Raw genomic sequence first — 17,001 nt, 5'->3', positions numbered from 1 at the left:
GTCAGATAAATAAGATTATGTTGCGATTACTAAAATAAAGAAGTCTCTGAAATTTTAAAGTTTCAGAGGCTTTTTAGTTAGTTTTATTTCAAATTAAGAAGCAGTCTTAGCTGTTGATTAAAATAAATTTTAGTATTATTGCAAATGTCTTTAATTTATAAAAAATCTTCAACTTCCTGTTTTAAACTTTCTGCCAAGTTTTGGGCACCAATTTTTTCTAATAAACTAATCTGTTCTAGGGCTTCTAATTTGTGTTTTTGGCAAATTGCAATTCGAGCATTAACAACAAGTAATTTATCATACTGTCTTAGGCTCTTTAATAAAGGCTTTAAACTATTTAAAGTAGTGACAGCTAACTTAAATTTGTGATGCGTCATTTGTATTATTGCCTGATTAATTAGCGCATTGGTTTTCAGAGTTTTCATAAACGGATAATGATTGTCTATATTAGCAATAATCTTGGCAATAATTTCGTTTGCTGTTTGATAGTCAAAGGCAAATAAAATTGAATTAAGGATCGTAATATCTGTAACAGTAAAAATCTCGATATTACGAAGAGAGTTGAGCCAAATAGGTTGAACTAGTTCTTGTGCATGAGTAAATCCTTTTGGTTTATCGACTAATAGTAGAGCTTTAAGAATAATAGTAATTCGTTTAATATCATTGTCGTTTTTGACTAAGAGACAATCTTGTAACAAACTATTTATTTTATCCTTATCAATACTACCATCAAGGTTTAAAAACCGATGCAGAAGTTGACTTTTAGTACTAATATGATAACCATTACTAATATATTCAAACTCGTTGTGAGTTAAGCCTAGTCGCTTTATTAATTTAAGTTCATTTTCGTAAGTAGTTGATAATTCAGTATTTTCAATTTTTGAAATTGTACTACGGTCAAATAAATCTTGTGCTAAATCTTGCTGGGTCATTTTACGTGTAGTTCTAAGACTATGAATTGTTTTGCCAAAATTGCTCATGGTATTACTCTTTTTATGTTTATTTATTCTTAGAATGATGTGCTGATTTTGCACATTATTAATAATGGTTTAATGTTATTCTTAGTTTAGAAATAAATCAATAATTATATCTGATTTATTTCGTCAATTAAGAAGTCGTCATCTTACCTATAAAGACGTAACAGCATGACTTTTGTACATTTATTTGGAAAGGAGGATAAATACATGACCGAAACAATAGCAGGGGTATCTTTAATCATTACATGCTGGTGTTTGGGTAAAATTTATCAAGATAATCCAGCAGTCAAATTTCTTAGGACTAATCGGGGAATGATATTGATATTAACCTCCGTTTCCTTAGTAGCCTTTGAATTATTAATACATAATTTTCAGTTTGGCCAAATTTTACCGGCTTTCCATTCTGGAATTGCTTTACTTATTCTGTTAGGTTTATTTTATATTTTTAGTGATTATCGTTCAGCAAAATAAACGATAGAGTTATTATGAGGTGAAAATATGTTGTGGATTATGATTTTACTTCTTATCTTATTTGCGGGAATGGAATATACAGGAAGAGAACAACTGCAAGCTCTTAACAAAATTTTTGCTGGGGTAGCAATTGCAATTATTGTTATACCACCAGTTGTATCGTACTTGCTATTTAAGAATTTCACTGCTTTAAACAGTGTCAGCATTATTCTTGGGGTAGTTCAGGTATGTATACTAGCAGCAATATATTTTATATTCAGAAAAGTTGCTTTGAACGATTAGTTATTAAAAAGCAAACACAGTGATATATGATAAAAATTTTGATTATAAAAATAGCTTGGGGATTTTTTTAAAACCCTTTTGCTAATATTTTGACTCCAAGCTATAGATAGCTTGGAGCTTTTAAGTTAAAAACAATTGGCCCGAAAAATTATTGTCATAGTCTGAATTAGAATTTGCAATAAAATTAAAAGAACTAACTTGCTAATAAATCGCGTGTTAGTTCTTTGTGTTTAATCTTAATTTTAGGGATGATATCAGTTGAGGATTATTTTAATCTTTTTATCTTCGATTTTAATTAGGTAATCACATTCTTGCCAAACACTCGGATCATGAGTTGCTATCACAATTGTGGCAGCGGGATCAAAATTATTTAACAAGGTTTTTAGCACTACTTGGCTATTTTCTGAATCTAGCGAACCGGTTGGTTCATCCGCGAATATCACTTTGGGGGTTTTTAAAAGTATGCGAGCTAGCGCTATCCGTTGCTGTTCACCTCCGCTGAGAGTATATACTTTTTGATTAAACGGCATTTTTTCCAGACCCACTTGCTTTAAAGCCGCATGCATTCGTTTGCTTTTTTGTCCTTTAGTTAATTTCTGATTAACTAAGCCTAATTCTAGGTTTTGCTTGACGGTCTCCGTGTCAATTAACCCAAAATTTTGAAAAATAAAGCCAAAAGTTGTGCGATATAGTTTTTTGCGATTTTTACCATTAACAGTTAGATCAGTAATAACAACTTTTCCGGATGAAGGTTGCTCAAGTCCGCTTAAAACATTAAGAAAAGTTGTTTTACCAGCACCACTTTTGCCCACAATAGCATAAGTTTTACCTGTTTCTAAAGTGCAATTAATATCTTCGAAGATAACTTTTTCTTTAAACTTTTTAGTAAGATGTTCTACTTTAATCAATTTTTCGCTCCTAATTTCCGTGATTAAGGGTAATTAATAAATTGTGCTGTGCGTGAATATAAGTTAATAAAATAATACCTGCTTCTATTAAAAGGTAACCTAAAGTAAGCGGCATTAAGTTTAAATATCCTCTTTTAGCTAAAACCAAGCTAATCATTAAGAAATCAAACCCCAAATTAACAATTAAAAACGTGCAAATTAGTTTAGCGTTAGATTTTCCGAATACCTGATAAACCGCCATTTTATGTCTCTGGCTTTGCAAGAAGGTTGAGCTGACAAACAAGATAATAAAAATTAATTGTAGCAGTGATATGATTGTCGTAATGGTTAATAGGAGCAGCTCTTTATTTGCTTTTGCGACATAATCCGAAAGCAATGCCTGCTGGCTGGTAATTCCAACAGTATAAGGGGTTAAACCTAAACGCTTCACTAATTTTTGCAGGGCTTTAAGATCGGGAAAGCGAATCATTCCTTGACTGTTAGTTGACAAATAGAAATCATCCGATAACAACTTATCATTCACTACGATAATTAGCGGATTAAATGAAATAGACGATAGTATCTCGTCATTAACGGTATAATTAAGGACTTTTTGATCACTTGCAATTGGGATGACTTGAACCGATAGCATCTTTTTTTGCTTGCGATAGCGGTTAGGTAACTTATTTTGAAACTTAAGGAAGCTCTTCAACTCCTTTTTAGCTTCTTCCAGTTGGTCTAAGCGATTCTTTGGTACTAAGAGCAAGACATTATTTTCAGAAACTTTAATATGTTTAGAAGTGAGACCACTCTTTGCCAGGAAACTTTTATTGGCAGTAATCACATTGCCATTTTCAGGCTGAACATCCCGCATTGCTGGTCTGAATACCTGTGAATTTTTTGAAACAATTGCTTGTGGAGACTTGACCACCAATTTATGAACTTTTCGCGCTACTTTCATATCTTCAGCCTTGTCCGAAATATGCCAACTAAGATTCAGTGAATAGCCATTTTCTTTAGCAGAAAGCTTTTTGATGATACTCGTGTCTCTTGTATAAATCTGGTAATTCTTATATAAAGCTATCGCATTAAGCATTATTAAGGCTAGCAGCACTATTTTTAAAAGATAGCCAATTAATAAAAACGCTCCTGAATGTTCTTCGCCTTTGATTGCGGCATAAGGTTTTAATAGTGCCAGAACTAAATAGGATAAGGTGTTTAAGAAGAAGAAACTTAAAAATAAAATCAATAATACGAGTAGCAAGTAGGGTAAAAAAGTTGTCCAACCTTTAGCAGTAAATGAATAAGATCCCCAAGCGACTATGAATATTACAATTAAGCCGAGAGCTGCAACTAATAAAGGTGCTTCTCTTTTTAAGTCGTTCATAAAAAGCTGCCAGTTATTTAAGCCGTTAATTTTCATTATGCCATACGCTTTGAAACGGTATAATTTTTCGAGCACCATTACAATGAACAAAATGCTGATAACACCCAAAAATATGACTACGTTGGTACTACTTAATTCCGTTAGAAATAAATGCAAAATATAATTAAATGATAGGGAGTTGTGTTCAGTTCGTACTCTTAATTGGTGTAAATGGAGTAATGAAAGTAAATCGGCCAAAACTTTATTTTGGGCATTAGTACAATATACTCCGTAAAGATCTTCTAATTGTAGCTTTTTATTTGATAATTTTTTAACAGATTTATCTTTATAAAGTGAGTAATCTTTATTATCATTGCCAAAACTATAAACTATTTTACTTTGATGGCCATTAAAATTATTAATTCTTAGCTTAACTAAAGAAATATTCTTAGAATGAGCAAACTTTTGTAATATGATAAAAAAACTTTTTTTATTATGTTTTTTGTTCCATTCTTTACTGTCCGTTTTTTGCCATTTCCTAATTTGAGAATTATTAAGTTTTTTTGAACCATAAATTTCCACAATAGTTGGATTATCGGGTAAAGAACTGTCATCATAGGAATGAAAAATGTTAGTGAACAGGGCGATAGTAGCAATTGTAACTAGCAAGTAAAGTAGGACTTTTATTTTTCGTAGCACCTTTAAACCTCTTATCCAAAAATAGCTCTGTCAAAATCGAATTGGTATTCTGTATCTTTTATCATATATATGTAATTTTAACTAAACCGCTACTATGAGTCTAAACAAGATATCATGTTCTTTCAACTGTGCTTTGCTTTTGATGTTGGAAAATTGTTGAAAATAATTTTGTAGGTATGTATTTAAGTCGCTTTTCACTTCTTACTAGTGAAGACAAAAAATAATTGATTTTAGATAACACAAAAAGACACCTATGATGGGTGTCTTAAATATTTTTAAAAGTTCGCCTTTAATTTTTGTTTTTATAATAGAAATAATTGACTACTTTGTTAGACAAAAAGAGAGCTATCACACAAATAACAACACTAATTATAAATGTTAGGAAATTAGAACCGCTGGTCCAAAAAGGCCAAAAATTTGGCAAAAGATAAAACTCCACAGCACAAGAAGCTATCAATACAATGAAGAAGGTAATGGACTCGTAATTTTTCAGCCTTTGTGGTTTTCTTTGGTAGTTTTTTCTATTTTCTGCCATTCTATTTTTTATTGCATCCATATAAATCATCTTCCTTTTTTAGATTATAAAATATTAATAGTAATGATTGATTAATCGATATGCTAACTTGCTTAATCTAATTATAACTAAATTAACATTTATTAGTGAGTATTATACACTGATTTAATAGTAAATCAAATTTTTATTTAATTTATTATCAATAATAATATTATTGTATATTAATCAATAATAGTGATAATAATTTTTGTAACTAAAAAATACTTCCAGTAAAGAAAAATTTAATACTGGAAGTATTTTAAAATTGATAAATTAAAAAGTTTTAAATTTTACGGATCGCCACCATAATTTTTGCGTAGTTTTGGGTCATAGTATGTTGCCAAAAGCAGAATTTTCATCATTGTGGCTAAAAATGGTGGAAACATTATCTTCAGCCCCTCTTACTTTTATAATCTAGTGTTATGTGATCATGAAAGCTTATTATTAATTACTGCGATGCGCATCTTTTAATCTAAAACTCCACCAAATGTAATCGCCTTTGTCATCATTTTAGCAACATCGAATTTAATTTTAATTTGACATTAAAAGAGCAATATACATCTAAAAATCTTTTATAGTGTTTGAGGACTCATTTAAAATTTAACTTCTAATGCATTCTTAGTTTCATAATACTATTTAAGCGAGGTTTTTAAATAGGTTTTTACATGAACAAGTTTGATCGGACGATTAGGAAATTAAGAATATCACGAAGGATAACACAACAAGTGTTAGCGAACGATCCCTTTGATCGTATGATTACGAAACTGCAAATAAAATTGTTGACAAAATTATTCAAGCAATCGATAAATATTACCCCTTAAATAAGTCTTTAAAAGTAAATACATTAGTTAATCAGGTAATGACTGAAATGTTGGCACATAAATTTGACTTGGTAGCAGCTAATTTAATTAAACTAAAACCCCTAATTAAAGACTTGGGCCAATATGATAAATTACTTGTAGCTAAAGTCAGTATTGCTGTTTGTCAGAAATATAAAGCCGCAGTATTAGAGCGAGTATGCTTATTTCAAAAAATTGAAATTGATCATTTAGCTAATAACTTAAGATCAGAAATTGATGAATTTTATAGTTTAATAAAACAAGTCAATTGCTTTTTTAATAAAATGAACTACTATTTGGTCAATATTGTAAATGAGGTGGCAATAATGACTAGAAAAGTGAAATTTGGTATATTTGCATGTATTGTTGCTGCAGGTCTTTTTTTATTTTGCTATTGGGCGTCAAATGACTATGTACCTGATGTAGCACAATATCAGGTTAATCAAATAATAAGAAAACACGATACCCGAGAAATTAACCAAGTAGCACTTAATAGGAAAACAGCGAAATTTTTACATTCTCTTAAAACTAGTGATCGCTGCCAGAAAATTAGCAAGTTTCAAGGTGGAACTGAAGAATGTGGCTATTATGTTGCAAGTATCAAAAATAAACCTGTTGGGATTTATATGCAAAAAAAATCCAATTCTTTTTGGAATTGGAAAATAAAAAGTATCATATGTTTTGATTGAGCTGTTGCAGAACTTTTTATCTACTACTTTTCCTGGAACCGGTAGGTTAAAATAGGATAAAAAATAAGTATGCATCAATCTGCGGAATATACAAAGTCAGATTAGTCCTATCAAAAATTAATACTAGAAGCGAAAATGCCAAAGTTGCTAAAAATAAGCACTTGAAAAACTTTTCTCCGCCATCCAGATTAGCCTTTTGAATAATTTTTACAGGGTGGGTGGTTTTAATGAAAATAGCGCCTAGCAGTAATATCACACCAAAGAAAAAGTAAGTATATATAGCTATTTTATTTTTATGATAATAAATAAAAAGAATACCAATTAAAAATTGTAAAATGCCCATTAAAAATAAGGCAATTTTCGGATTAAGTTTATATTTCAGCATGATTTGAAACCTTTCAAAATTAAATTTAATAAGTCTATGCAATAAAAAAAGTAATATTTTTACTGTATAGACTTAAACTATACCTTATCACTAAATTATAATAATATTAAATTATTATTTGAATATTTTATTAAAAACATTATGGTGCTAAATTATTTTAAAAGGAGCAAAACGATGAGAGTTAACATTTTACAACACACGCCAAACGAAGGCCCCGGTTCAATTCAGGAATGGGCCGACCTGCATCAGCATGACTTTTATGTATATCATCCCTATCAGTTTGGCATTTTGCCCGTTGCTGCCACAACAGATTTACTAGTTATCTTAGGTGGTCCAATGAGTCCAAATGACGATCTGCCATGGATTAAGCAAGAGCGCCAGTTAATTAAGCAGCTATTTCAGGAGGGAAAGCCTATTTTGGGAGTATGCTTTGGCGCCCAACAAATTGTTAAAACTTTAGGCTATCAGGTTAAAAAGGCGCCGGTTAAGGAAGTAGGCTGGGGGCCGGTCAAATTGCAATCCAAATTAATTACTGGCTTACCTGAAAGTTTAGAAGTATTGCATTGGCATGAAGAAATGTTTGAAATACCAAAAGAGGCTGACATTTTATTTTCTAATGCTAATTTACAAAATCAAGGTTTTGTTTTAGGCAAGCAAGCTGTTGGTTTGCAGTTTCACTTAGAACCAGAAAAAGATAATATCAAAGAGATTGTGGTTAACGATTCTCAATATCTTTCTGGGTCAGTGTTTAAGCAAACAGCTAAGCAGATTATTGAGCATCCTGTTCCTAAAGAAAATAAAAGGGCAATGTTTCGCATTTTAGATTATTTGACAGAATAAATAATTTAGATATAGAAAATTTGTTTTAAAATTACTTGAAAGTGATGCAATTACCGTTAAAGAATGGAAAATTTTGATTGCAGTTCTCCAAGATTTAAAGCAAATGCATTATCTCCCGCGCATTCGGTGATTTACAAGCTGGTCTTACACCAATGGCAGTGAAAAATGAACTGTCAGCTGGCGCTGGCAAATTTTACCTTAAAATAATAAACAGTAAGTATCATGATGGAGGTTTAAGAATGATTAGCATTTGGGGCGTATATTAAATAGGGCATTTTTAGGATTTTTATTAAGTCAGAAAAGATATTTTAATAGAATTTAATTTGGGACTAACGCTTGATAAGAGAAAGTTAGTCCTTTTTTGCTTAACCATTATAAATAGTTAAAGCGTTTTGTTACCGCTAACATTAAACTAAATATTGATTTGTCAGAACTTTATGTTAGGACTATATATGTGCCTAAAATAAGGGTCTCTCTTGTCTAGCATTAGTTAATGTAACAAAAGTACTTAATTTCTAGCTTGTAAATTGTTAATGATATTAAATCATCTAATTTTGTTTTTATTACAAAATTACTAATTGAAGATAGTAAATTATTAGTAAATTTTATTATGCGAAGCGAGAAGGAAAGAAGAAACAAAAAAGGGAGGGAAAATTTTGTCTAGCAATTATATGATTGAAGTTCACGATTTAAATAAGACATTTAAAAAAGTGGTAAAGGAAAAAGGATTAGCTGGCAGTTTTAAATCATTATTTAATCCTCAAACTGTGGACTTTAAGGCTGTTAAGAATTTGACTTTTAACGTTCCAAAAGGACAAGTATTTGGGTTTATAGGAGCCAATGGAGCGGGTAAATCGACAACAATCAAAATGTTAACTGGTATTCTTACGCCAACTTCCGGTAAATGTACTATTAATGGCTTTAACCCTCAAAAAGACAGAAAAAAGTATGTTCAAGAAATAGGTGTCGTTTTTGGACAAAGAACACAATTATGGTGGGACCTTCCTCTCCAGGAAACATATTCTGTATTAAAAGAAGTTTACCAAGTTCCAGATAAAGAGTTTAGGACACGTATGGGATTTTTAAATGAAATTTTGGATTTAAATGATTTCATTAACGATCCCGTTCGAACGTTATCACTGGGACAAAGAATGAGGGCTGATATTGCAGCCAGCTTATTGCATAGACCTAAAGTTTTATTTCTAGATGAACCAACAATAGGACTAGATGTGTCTGTTAAAGATAAGATTAGGAAAGCAATAACTGCAATAAATCAAGAAGAAAAAACGACTATTTTATTAACTACACATGATTTAAAAGACATTGAGCTACTATGTCAGAGAATATATTTGATTGATCATGGGGAAAAGATTTTTGACGGTTCAATTGAAGAACTAAAAAAGCAATACGGTAAAATTCATGAAGTGGTTTTTAAGCTTGAAAATAAAATTGTCTCTAGCATCTTAGAGTATCAAAAGAAATTTAGTAATATTGATACTGCAGTTGCTGAAGATACGGTCCACGTTTACTTTGATGCAACTAAAGTTCCTTTACCTAACATAATAAAATATACCTTAGATCGGGTGCCTATAGTTGATGTAGCTGTTAAGGATCCTGACGTAGAGGATATTGTGCGGAGATTTATCAGAAGGGAGATTGGTAATGATTCCGAGAAGGTTTAAAAAGTACACACCTTTTATCAGTGCTGGCTTAAAAATTAGTCTTTCATACCGTTTAGACTTTATTTGTTATCGACTAGGAGACATTCTTGAAGCTGTAGTAACATATTTTCTTTGGATTTCAATTTTTAATTCATCAAATGCAGTTACTATTGGTGGATTTAGTATTCAACAAATGAAACTTTATGTGTTTTTAAGCTTTTTTGTTAGCGTAATTACTAAAACTGGCGTCAGTGACAATATTGGTGAAGAAGTTAAAGATGGATCCATTAGTATGAGATTACTAAAGCCAATTAACTTTGTAGATACATATCTTTTTAGTGAAATTGGTATAAAGCTCTTGCAGATAATAATGCTGGCAGTACCAATTTTTGGCGGTATTTTGATTTTTCAAAGTATGAATCCCAGCAGCGTTCCAATTAATTTTCTAAATATATTATTTTTTGCTTTTTCGACTATTCTTTCATACTTTATCAATTTCTATTTTAATGTTTGTTTTGGATTCACAGCTTTTGTTTCTAAAAATCTGTGGGGTGCTAGAGTGATGAAACAGGCTATTATAGCCTTTATGTCTGGATCATTAATTCCGCTTTCCTTTTTTCCAAAAATTATAGCCACTGTTTTACAGATTTTTCCGTTTGGATCGTTTGTTTATACACCAGTAATGATTTATTTAGGTAAGTATCAAGAGTTGGAGCTGCTCGAAGTACTGGGAATTCAATTATTTTGGACACTGGCGTTTTATTTATTATCAAGGTTTATTTGGTCTGTGGTAATTAGTAAATTAACGATTCAAGGAGGATAAAATGCTAAGGTATTTTAAGTTACAAAAAATATTTATTGTCCAATATTTAAAACAATTAATGGAATATAAAACTGACTTTGTAATTGGAATTATTGGTGTATTTTTGACACAGGCGTTAAATATTGCTTTTTTATGGATAATTTTTTCCAAAATTCCAACTTTATATGGGTGGACTCTAACTCAAATTGCCTTTATTTACGGTTTTTCTTTGATTCCCAAAGGAATTGATCATTTATTATTTGATAATTTATGGAACTTGGGGAAAAGAATTATTAGAAATGGTCAGTTTGATAAATATATGTTAAGACCGATTTCACCACTTTTTCAGGTTTTGATAGAAACATTTCAACTAGATGCATGTGGCGAACTCATAATTGGAATTGCATTATTAATAAAAACTAGCAATATCGTCCACTGGTCATTGTGGAAGGCTGCTTTGTTTATAATTGCTATTCCCTTTGCGACCTTAATTTATACTAGTATTAAAATAATTGCTGCAAGTATTGCTTTTTGGAGCAAACAATCAGGTAGCTTGATGTATATATTTTATATGTTAAATAATTTTGCTAAATATCCTGTAAGTATATATAACGGAACTATTCGTATTATTATTAGTTTTATCATTCCTTTTGCGTTCACAGCATTCTATCCTGCCAGCTTTTTTCTAACTGGCAATAAGGGATGGTTTAACATTGGAGGCTTAATAATAATATCAATATTGCTCTTTACACTATCCTTGTTAATATGGCATAAGGGAATTTCTGTCTATGAAAGTTCAGGATCTTAGATGCATTATTAAAATTCAACAATAATTTCATTTTGTTTGATAACTTTTATTTCACATTAAAAACCAAGCCATTTTAATGGCTTGGTGTATATGATTATAGATAATTTTCCTAAAATCCGGTTAATATTTGAGATTGGTTTGTTATAATTTAATTAGCGTAGAAAAGTTAAAAGGACGGTAGCTGCCGCTTTCATGAAGGAAGTGAGGCCTATGAACTATCTTGATTCATACTCCAATCTCCCAAAAGAAAGGAGCAGCAGTTGATGAGCACTGCCGAAGCGTTAAGTTTAATGCTTAACTTTGGCATGTTTATCTTGACCTTGTTAATGTTTATTGACAAGCATCATGATAAATGAGCAAATCAAAAACCGTCCTAGAAACTAGCTGGGCGGTTTATAAATTTAAAAAATTATAACTATAAGCGCAGCTACCGTCCTTTGTGGCGGCTCTACGTGAGGAAGGCTTATTGAGGTAAGTCTTCCTTTTTCTTACACCTGTATTTTAGCATGAATGTCTTTACGGTGCAATTAAGTATTATAAGAGCAGAATTCATAGCGTAAAAGAATACAAGGTATTTTAAATTGCAAAACTAGCACTAATTTAACAATATGCAGTTAATTTTATACACTAAGCTTAAACTGCCTTGAACAATCATATCTTGCTCACACAAAAACCGTTTCAACAGAAACGGTTTTTATTTACAAGCATCATGATAAATGAGCAAAATCAAAAAACCGTCCTAGATACTGGCTGGGCGGTTTTAATGTAAAACTAATATAAGCGCAGCTACCGTCCTTTGTGGCGGCTCTACGTGAGGAAGACTTATTGTGGTAAGTCTTCCTTTTTCTTACACCTGTATTTTAGCATGGATACTTTTATGGTGCAATTAAGTATTATAGAGCAGTATTCATAGCGTAAAAGAACTACAAGGCATTTTAAATTGCAAAACTAGCACTAATTTAGCATTATGCAGTTAATTTACGCACTAGGCTAAACTGCCTTGAACAGTCATAGCTTGCTCACACAAAAACCGTTTCAACAGAAACGGTTTTTGTTTGTCTTATTTAGTTTTTGTATGAACGCAGCTTTGTTTAATAAGCAGCTCCATCGTAAAAGTCAAAACGAGGTTTATTGAAATCAAAGTCTTTCACTTCACTGAGCTTAAGTGCAATATCACAAACGCCCCAGCTCATTAAATTGATTGGTTTGCCGTAGTCTTCATCAGGAATAACCAATACAATGTATTTTCCTTGGGACAGCGCATAACCCAATTCCATACCGAGACCTACATCTTCTTCATCTGGTAAATAGACGCCGATCATAACATCGCTGGTCTTAATACCTGTTAAGTCACCGCGGTAAGTAGCGGTTTCCCATTCACGATCACGCAGATATTCAGGATGCTCCTCGACATTGATGCCTTTGTATTGATGATCTAAAGGAACATAGCTGTTTTCCAGGTCAATGGTTGGGTTTTCTTCTAAAGCTTTCATTGTCTTCTTGTAAGCGTCGTTTTGCTTATCGTTAAACCAACCAGCACCAAAATAAACAGTCTTTGTTTTAGTCATAAAATTTCTCCTTACCATTTAAACCTATTTTAAATATATTTCACGTAATTTACTGATTTCATCATCAGTTAATCTCATAATATCATGTAAGTAGTTTTCAACGCTACCATAATTTTTATTTATAGTTGAAACTACAAAGTCAATGTACTCGGAGTGCACGGTTTGCAAGTCTTTTAGGATATTTACTGTAACGTCATTTGCTCCTTCATCTTTGGCTTTTTGCAAAAAATCATGGACAAAGTCTTTGGTGGCAACGTTTGTTAACAGGTAATCTTTTTTGATAGTTTCAAATGGCACACTAAGTGCTGATAAAATCAATAGTGCTGCAAAACCAGTTCTGTCTTTACCGGCGGTGCAATGGAAAATTACACTCTGGTCTTCTTCGTCATTAGCTAGCAGTACATCAAAGAAGTGGCGGTAAGCTTTTTGAGCAGACTCGCTTTTAATCATGTCATCATAGGCCAAAAACATGTGGTCAAATCCAGCTTTGGGATCTTGGTTTTTTTGACTAAGAATTTCATCAATTCCCTTTGATGACTCGGTCAAGTCTTCACTAAATACCGGATCAAAATTGTAAATGGCACCTTCTGGAACACGATCAGGTTCTTTTTCAGCCTCATCTTTACTCCGGAAGTCAACGACATACTTAACGCCATAGTCATGTAAAAACTTCAGATCGGTTTTATCCAGTTTTGCCAAGTTAGCTGTTCTGAGTAATTTATGCATTTTAACAGTTTTGCCGTCAGTAGTTTGATAGCCGCCCAGCTCGCGGAAATTACGGCCGCTTGTTACGCCAATTAATTGATTTTTAAGTTTTTGGGTCATTGAATACCTCCACCTTTGCATTTGACAATTACACTTAATTTTAGCAATAAACTAGTATATAAACAATTATAAAAAAACCTAAGTGGATAGTGAAATTATGGTAAAATAAACAAAAGAACATTATATTTCAAAAGGGTGAGAACATGGAAACGAAAAAAGCTAGCATTTTAGTTCCAGTTGACGGTTCAGAGTCGGCAGAAAGATCCTTTGATAAAGCAGTTAAAATTGCAATGACGGAAAATGCACATATCGATGTCTTGAGTGTTATTGATACCAGACAATTCTTGGGTGAAATGCAAGATACACTGATCACGGGCGACACCGTTTATCAGATGACGCAAGATTCAGAAAAATATCTTAAAAGCTTAAAAGAATGGGCTCATGACAACTTAGGCTTCGATGATATTGATTATCATATTCGTTATGGCAGTCCGAAGGCGATTATTTCCTATGACTTTATTAAAGATCATCACAATGATTTGATTATCATGGGTGCAACAGGATTAAATGCAGTAGAAAGAATGTTGATGGGTTCAGTTACTGAATATGTTAATCAACATGCTTTGGCTGACGTTTTAATTGTCAGAACAGACATTAATAATAATCCACTTAAGCCGCAAAACGGTAAGAAATAATTATACATAAATTTAAAAGCATACGATCAATAATTCGTATGCCTTTTTTATGCCCAAAAGTCAAAGATAATTGCTAATAGTGTTCGGAAATACTATTTTAATAACACGATAATTAAATAAAATTTTATTATCTCTTGCTATTTTACGAATATTTATGGTATTATCTTTATGAAATGAACGTAATTATAGTGTTTGGAAGGTTGAGGGCAATGACGGTAACAGGAAAAATTTATAATTTATTCTCCTATTTATATACTGTTCAACTCGCTTTGTTAACCGTTCGTTTTTCTTTCAGGATAACTACTAGGGCATAATGTGACATTGGTCATATCATGCCTTTTTATTTGCTTAATTTCAGGAGGATGTAATGAAAAATAGAAGCGGAAGTTGATTTAGGTTGATTTTATTTGAATATTTACATGAATAAATTGCCACGAAAATGACAACGAAGTTTATGCTTAAACAAAATTAAAGTTATGGTAAACGTATTTATTAGGAGTAAAAAAAGCAAATGACCAAAATCAAAAAGTTTCTGATAGCATGTTTTGCATTATTATTAACCGTTGGTGCTACTGCATGCTCGAATTCAAGTAAGAAATCAAGTTCAAACAGTAACACGCCAAAGTCACTCAACGTGCAGTTTGTTCCCAGCGTAGCTGCTAACAAGTTGGAAGCACGGGCTAAGCCTATGGAGAAGATGCTTTCTAAGCGTCTGGGAATTCCGGTACATGTTTCTATGTCTACTAACTATAATGGCCTAGTTGAAGCTATGAAGTCTAAAAAAGTTGATGTCGGTTTTTTACCTTCTGATGCATACATTATGGCTCATAAACAAGGCGCAGCAGATTTACTATTGCAGGCAGAACGCTACCGCGTTACACAGCCAAATGGTGTAAGAACCAAAGAATTAGTTAGTTCATATCGTGGTGAAGTAGTAGTAAAGAAAGGCTCCTCAATTAAGAGCTGGAAGGATTTAAAAGGCAAGTCTATTTCTGTAACAGATGTTACATCTGACTCGGGTTATATTTTCCCTATTGCAGAGCTAAAACAAAAGGGCTTAGATGTTACTAAAAAGTGTAAATTGGTAACAGTTACCGGTGCAGACCAAGCAGTTCTTAACGTGTTAAACGGTGATACTGACGCAGCATTTGTTTATGAAGATGCTAGAAATGATGTGCTGAAGGATGAACCAAAGATTATGAGCAAGGTTGTACCTATTTACTTCACGAAGCGTATTCCTAATGATACTATTTCGGTTCTTCCAAGTATGTCTAAATCATTTAGGAAAAAGTTAGCCAAAGCCTTTATTTCAATTGCTAATTCAAAAGATGGTAAAAAGATGATAGAAAATATTTATAGTCATGAAGGATATACATACGCTAAAGACAGTGATTATAACATCATCAGAAAGTACGATAAATTAATTGCTTCTACTAAGAAATAGTTTTCCCAATATTTAAAAAATCTCAAAAGGCTACATACCAAGAATTAAATAAACTTTCTTAAACAAAATAAGATTTCTAGTCAATTCTCTTTTCTAAATAAAACATTTCTGCTATTATTTGATAGAATAAATACAGTATGTCGAAAGGAGGGTGAAGGTAATGCAAAAACGGCGCTTGGCGTTCATTGAAGTTTTTGCAAAAAAGCCTTTTCGTTCCTTTCAAAATGGTATTGTTCGCTTTTTAGTAAAAGTGTTATTGAAAGACTTAGTTTAATTCACGTTCGTGTTTTTAGCTAAAGTCTTTTTTTATGTCTGGGAGGGCATGATGAAAAAATTTAGAAAAATACTAGCTGGTGCCGCTATTTTTTTAGTAGCATTCATGATGGCTGCCTGCTCAAACAAAGAAAAGAGCAAAGATACTGGCACGCCTAAGTCTTTGAACGTCCAATTCGTTCCTAGTCAGGCTGCCACTAAACTGGAATCTCGTGCAAAGCCGCTGGAAAAAATGTTGTCAGATCGTTTAGGCATTCCAGTACATGTATCAATGTCTACCGACTACAACACGGTGGTTGAGGCCATGAAGTCTAAGAAAGTTGATGTAGGTTTCTTGCCGCCAAATGGCTACATTTTAGCTCATAAGCAGGGAGCAGCAGATGTCTTGCTGCAGGCTCAAAGATATGGTGTTAAGCAACCTGACGGGCGACCAACTAAGGAACTGGTTAACTTCTATCGCGCTGAAATTGTGGCAAAGAAAAATTCAAAAATTAAGAGCTGGAAAGATTTAAAGGGCAAGTCTATTTCTATTCAAAGTCCCACTTCTTCAGCTGGCTATGTTTTCCCAATTGCTGAATTAAAGGAAAAGGGTCTTGATGTACGCAAGAGTTGCAAGCTAGTGACAGTAACTGGTCAAGACCAAGCTGTTTTAAATGTTCTCAATGGCGACACAGACGCCGCGTTTGTTTTTGAAGATGCACGAACAATTGTTAAAGACGATAATCCTAAGATCATGAGCCAAGTTGTTCCCATTTACTTTACTAAGCCTATTCCGAACGATACCATTTCCGTTGTTCCTAGCATGAGTGAATCATTCAGAAAGAAATTGGCTAAGGCATTTATCGCTATCGGTAAGTCCAAGAAGGGTAAAAAGGTCATCGAAAGTATTTACACTCACGAAGGATATGTCCACACTAAGGACAGCGACTTTAATGTTGTGCGTAAGTATGAAAAAATTATTGAATCGACCAAAAAATAAAGAATACAAAGGAAGTTT

At 32.5% G+C, this 17,001-nt stretch carries 18 protein-coding genes; 11 read left to right on the top strand and 7 right to left on the bottom strand.

Translation table 11 applies throughout. The features are described 5' to 3' along the window. Positions 1-155: 155 nt before the first annotated feature. Positions 156-980 (bottom strand): helix-turn-helix domain-containing protein, encoded by an 825-nt coding sequence (locus tag Q0R51_RS03420; RefSeq protein ID WP_294756690.1) that lies wholly within the window; start codon positions 978-980, stop codon positions 156-158. Between the two features lie 204 nt (positions 981-1,184). On the opposite strand from Q0R51_RS03420, the gene Q0R51_RS03415 reads away from it, so the two are divergent. Both Q0R51_RS03415 and Q0R51_RS03410 read left to right on the top strand, forming a co-directional pair. Then, positions 1,185-1,448 carry a hypothetical protein gene (locus Q0R51_RS03415; RefSeq protein ID WP_294756688.1) on the top strand — a complete coding sequence of 88 codons (264 nt, stop codon included), beginning with the start codon at positions 1,185-1,187 and terminating at the stop codon, positions 1,446-1,448. A gap of 27 nt (positions 1,449-1,475) precedes the next feature. Beyond that, positions 1,476-1,730, top strand: coding sequence for a hypothetical protein (locus tag Q0R51_RS03410; RefSeq protein ID WP_294756684.1), 255 nt, complete (start codon positions 1,476-1,478; stop codon positions 1,728-1,730). A 254-nt stretch (positions 1,731-1,984) separates the two neighbouring features. On the opposite strand, the gene Q0R51_RS03405 is transcribed toward Q0R51_RS03410, so the two are convergent. From Q0R51_RS03405 to Q0R51_RS03395, 3 genes are all read right to left on the bottom strand, one after another. Beyond that, positions 1,985-2,638, bottom strand: coding sequence for a putative bacteriocin export ABC transporter (locus Q0R51_RS03405; protein WP_294756682.1), 654 nt, complete (start codon positions 2,636-2,638; stop codon positions 1,985-1,987). Between the two features lie 10 nt (positions 2,639-2,648). Continuing rightward, the gene (locus Q0R51_RS03400; RefSeq protein ID WP_294756680.1) at positions 2,649-4,682 is read right to left on the bottom strand and encodes a hypothetical protein; all 2,034 of its coding nucleotides are present in this window, start codon (positions 4,680-4,682) and stop codon (positions 2,649-2,651) included. A 289-nt stretch (positions 4,683-4,971) separates the two neighbouring features. Continuing rightward, complete coding sequence (locus tag Q0R51_RS03395) at positions 4,972-5,238, bottom strand: hypothetical protein (protein WP_294756678.1); 267 nt, start codon at positions 5,236-5,238, stop codon at positions 4,972-4,974. 865 nt (positions 5,239-6,103) lie between these two features. Here Q0R51_RS03395 and Q0R51_RS03390 point away from each other — a divergent pair. Then, positions 6,104-6,763 carry a hypothetical protein gene (locus tag Q0R51_RS03390; RefSeq protein WP_294756676.1) on the top strand — a complete coding sequence of 220 codons (660 nt, stop codon included), beginning with the start codon at positions 6,104-6,106 and terminating at the stop codon, positions 6,761-6,763. 46 nt (positions 6,764-6,809) lie between these two features. On the opposite strand, the gene Q0R51_RS03385 is transcribed toward Q0R51_RS03390, so the two are convergent. After that, entirely contained in the window at positions 6,810-7,148 is a 339-nt protein-coding gene (locus Q0R51_RS03385; RefSeq protein ID WP_046325575.1) for a hypothetical protein, read from the bottom strand. Positions 7,149-7,322: 174 nt separating this feature from the next. Here Q0R51_RS03385 and Q0R51_RS03380 point away from each other — a divergent pair, with 174 nt between their 5' ends. The 5 genes from Q0R51_RS03380 (at position 7,323) to Q0R51_RS03360 (ending at position 11,615) form a co-directional block, all read left to right on the top strand. Continuing rightward, entirely contained in the window at positions 7,323-7,988 is a 666-nt protein-coding gene (locus Q0R51_RS03380) for a type 1 glutamine amidotransferase (RefSeq protein ID WP_294756672.1), read from the top strand. A gap of 671 nt (positions 7,989-8,659) precedes the next feature. Next, positions 8,660-9,670, top strand: a complete 1,011-nt coding sequence (locus Q0R51_RS03375) for an ATP-binding cassette domain-containing protein (RefSeq protein ID WP_294756695.1) — start codon at positions 8,660-8,662, stop codon at positions 9,668-9,670. Further along, the gene (locus Q0R51_RS03370) at positions 9,651-10,472 is read left to right on the top strand and encodes an ABC-2 family transporter protein (RefSeq protein WP_294756671.1); all 822 of its coding nucleotides are present in this window, start codon (positions 9,651-9,653) and stop codon (positions 10,470-10,472) included. The genes Q0R51_RS03375 and Q0R51_RS03370 overlap by 20 nt, the downstream gene beginning before the upstream one ends. A 1-nt stretch (position 10,473) precedes the next feature. Beyond that, on the top strand, positions 10,474-11,259 hold the full coding sequence (locus tag Q0R51_RS03365) for an ABC transporter permease (protein ID WP_110446638.1): 786 nt from the start codon (positions 10,474-10,476) through the stop codon (positions 11,257-11,259). Positions 11,260-11,522: 263 nt separating this feature from the next. Then, complete coding sequence (locus Q0R51_RS03360) at positions 11,523-11,615, top strand: putative holin-like toxin (RefSeq protein WP_081945322.1); 93 nt, start codon at positions 11,523-11,525, stop codon at positions 11,613-11,615. Positions 11,616-12,350: 735 nt separating this feature from the next. Here the strand turns inward: Q0R51_RS03360 and Q0R51_RS03355 are convergent. Both Q0R51_RS03355 and Q0R51_RS03350 read right to left on the bottom strand, forming a co-directional pair. Beyond that, positions 12,351-12,827, bottom strand: coding sequence for a nucleoside 2-deoxyribosyltransferase (locus tag Q0R51_RS03355; protein ID WP_046327691.1), 477 nt, complete (start codon positions 12,825-12,827; stop codon positions 12,351-12,353). Between the two features lie 24 nt (positions 12,828-12,851). Further along, positions 12,852-13,652, bottom strand: a complete 801-nt coding sequence (locus Q0R51_RS03350; RefSeq protein WP_294756667.1) for a tyrosine-protein phosphatase — start codon at positions 13,650-13,652, stop codon at positions 12,852-12,854. 143 nt (positions 13,653-13,795) lie between these two features. On the opposite strand from Q0R51_RS03350, the gene Q0R51_RS03345 reads away from it, so the two are divergent. From Q0R51_RS03345 to Q0R51_RS03335, 3 genes are all read left to right on the top strand, one after another. Continuing rightward, positions 13,796-14,287, top strand: a complete 492-nt coding sequence (locus Q0R51_RS03345; RefSeq protein ID WP_294756665.1) for a universal stress protein — start codon at positions 13,796-13,798, stop codon at positions 14,285-14,287. 511 nt (positions 14,288-14,798) lie between these two features. After that, positions 14,799-15,731 (top strand): phosphate/phosphite/phosphonate ABC transporter substrate-binding protein, encoded by a 933-nt coding sequence (locus Q0R51_RS03340; RefSeq protein WP_294756664.1) that lies wholly within the window; start codon positions 14,799-14,801, stop codon positions 15,729-15,731. A 325-nt stretch (positions 15,732-16,056) separates the two neighbouring features. Beyond that, positions 16,057-16,983: a phosphate/phosphite/phosphonate ABC transporter substrate-binding protein gene (locus Q0R51_RS03335; RefSeq protein WP_122026544.1), complete on the top strand. Its 927-nt coding sequence runs from the start codon at positions 16,057-16,059 to the stop codon at positions 16,981-16,983. Positions 16,984-17,001: the final 18 nt, after the last annotated feature.

Source organism: uncultured Lactobacillus sp. (genome assembly GCF_946477725.1).
In the GTDB taxonomy this organism is placed as follows: domain Bacteria; phylum Bacillota; class Bacilli; order Lactobacillales; family Lactobacillaceae; genus Lactobacillus.
This window is presented reverse-complemented; position numbering and strand designations above follow the sequence as displayed.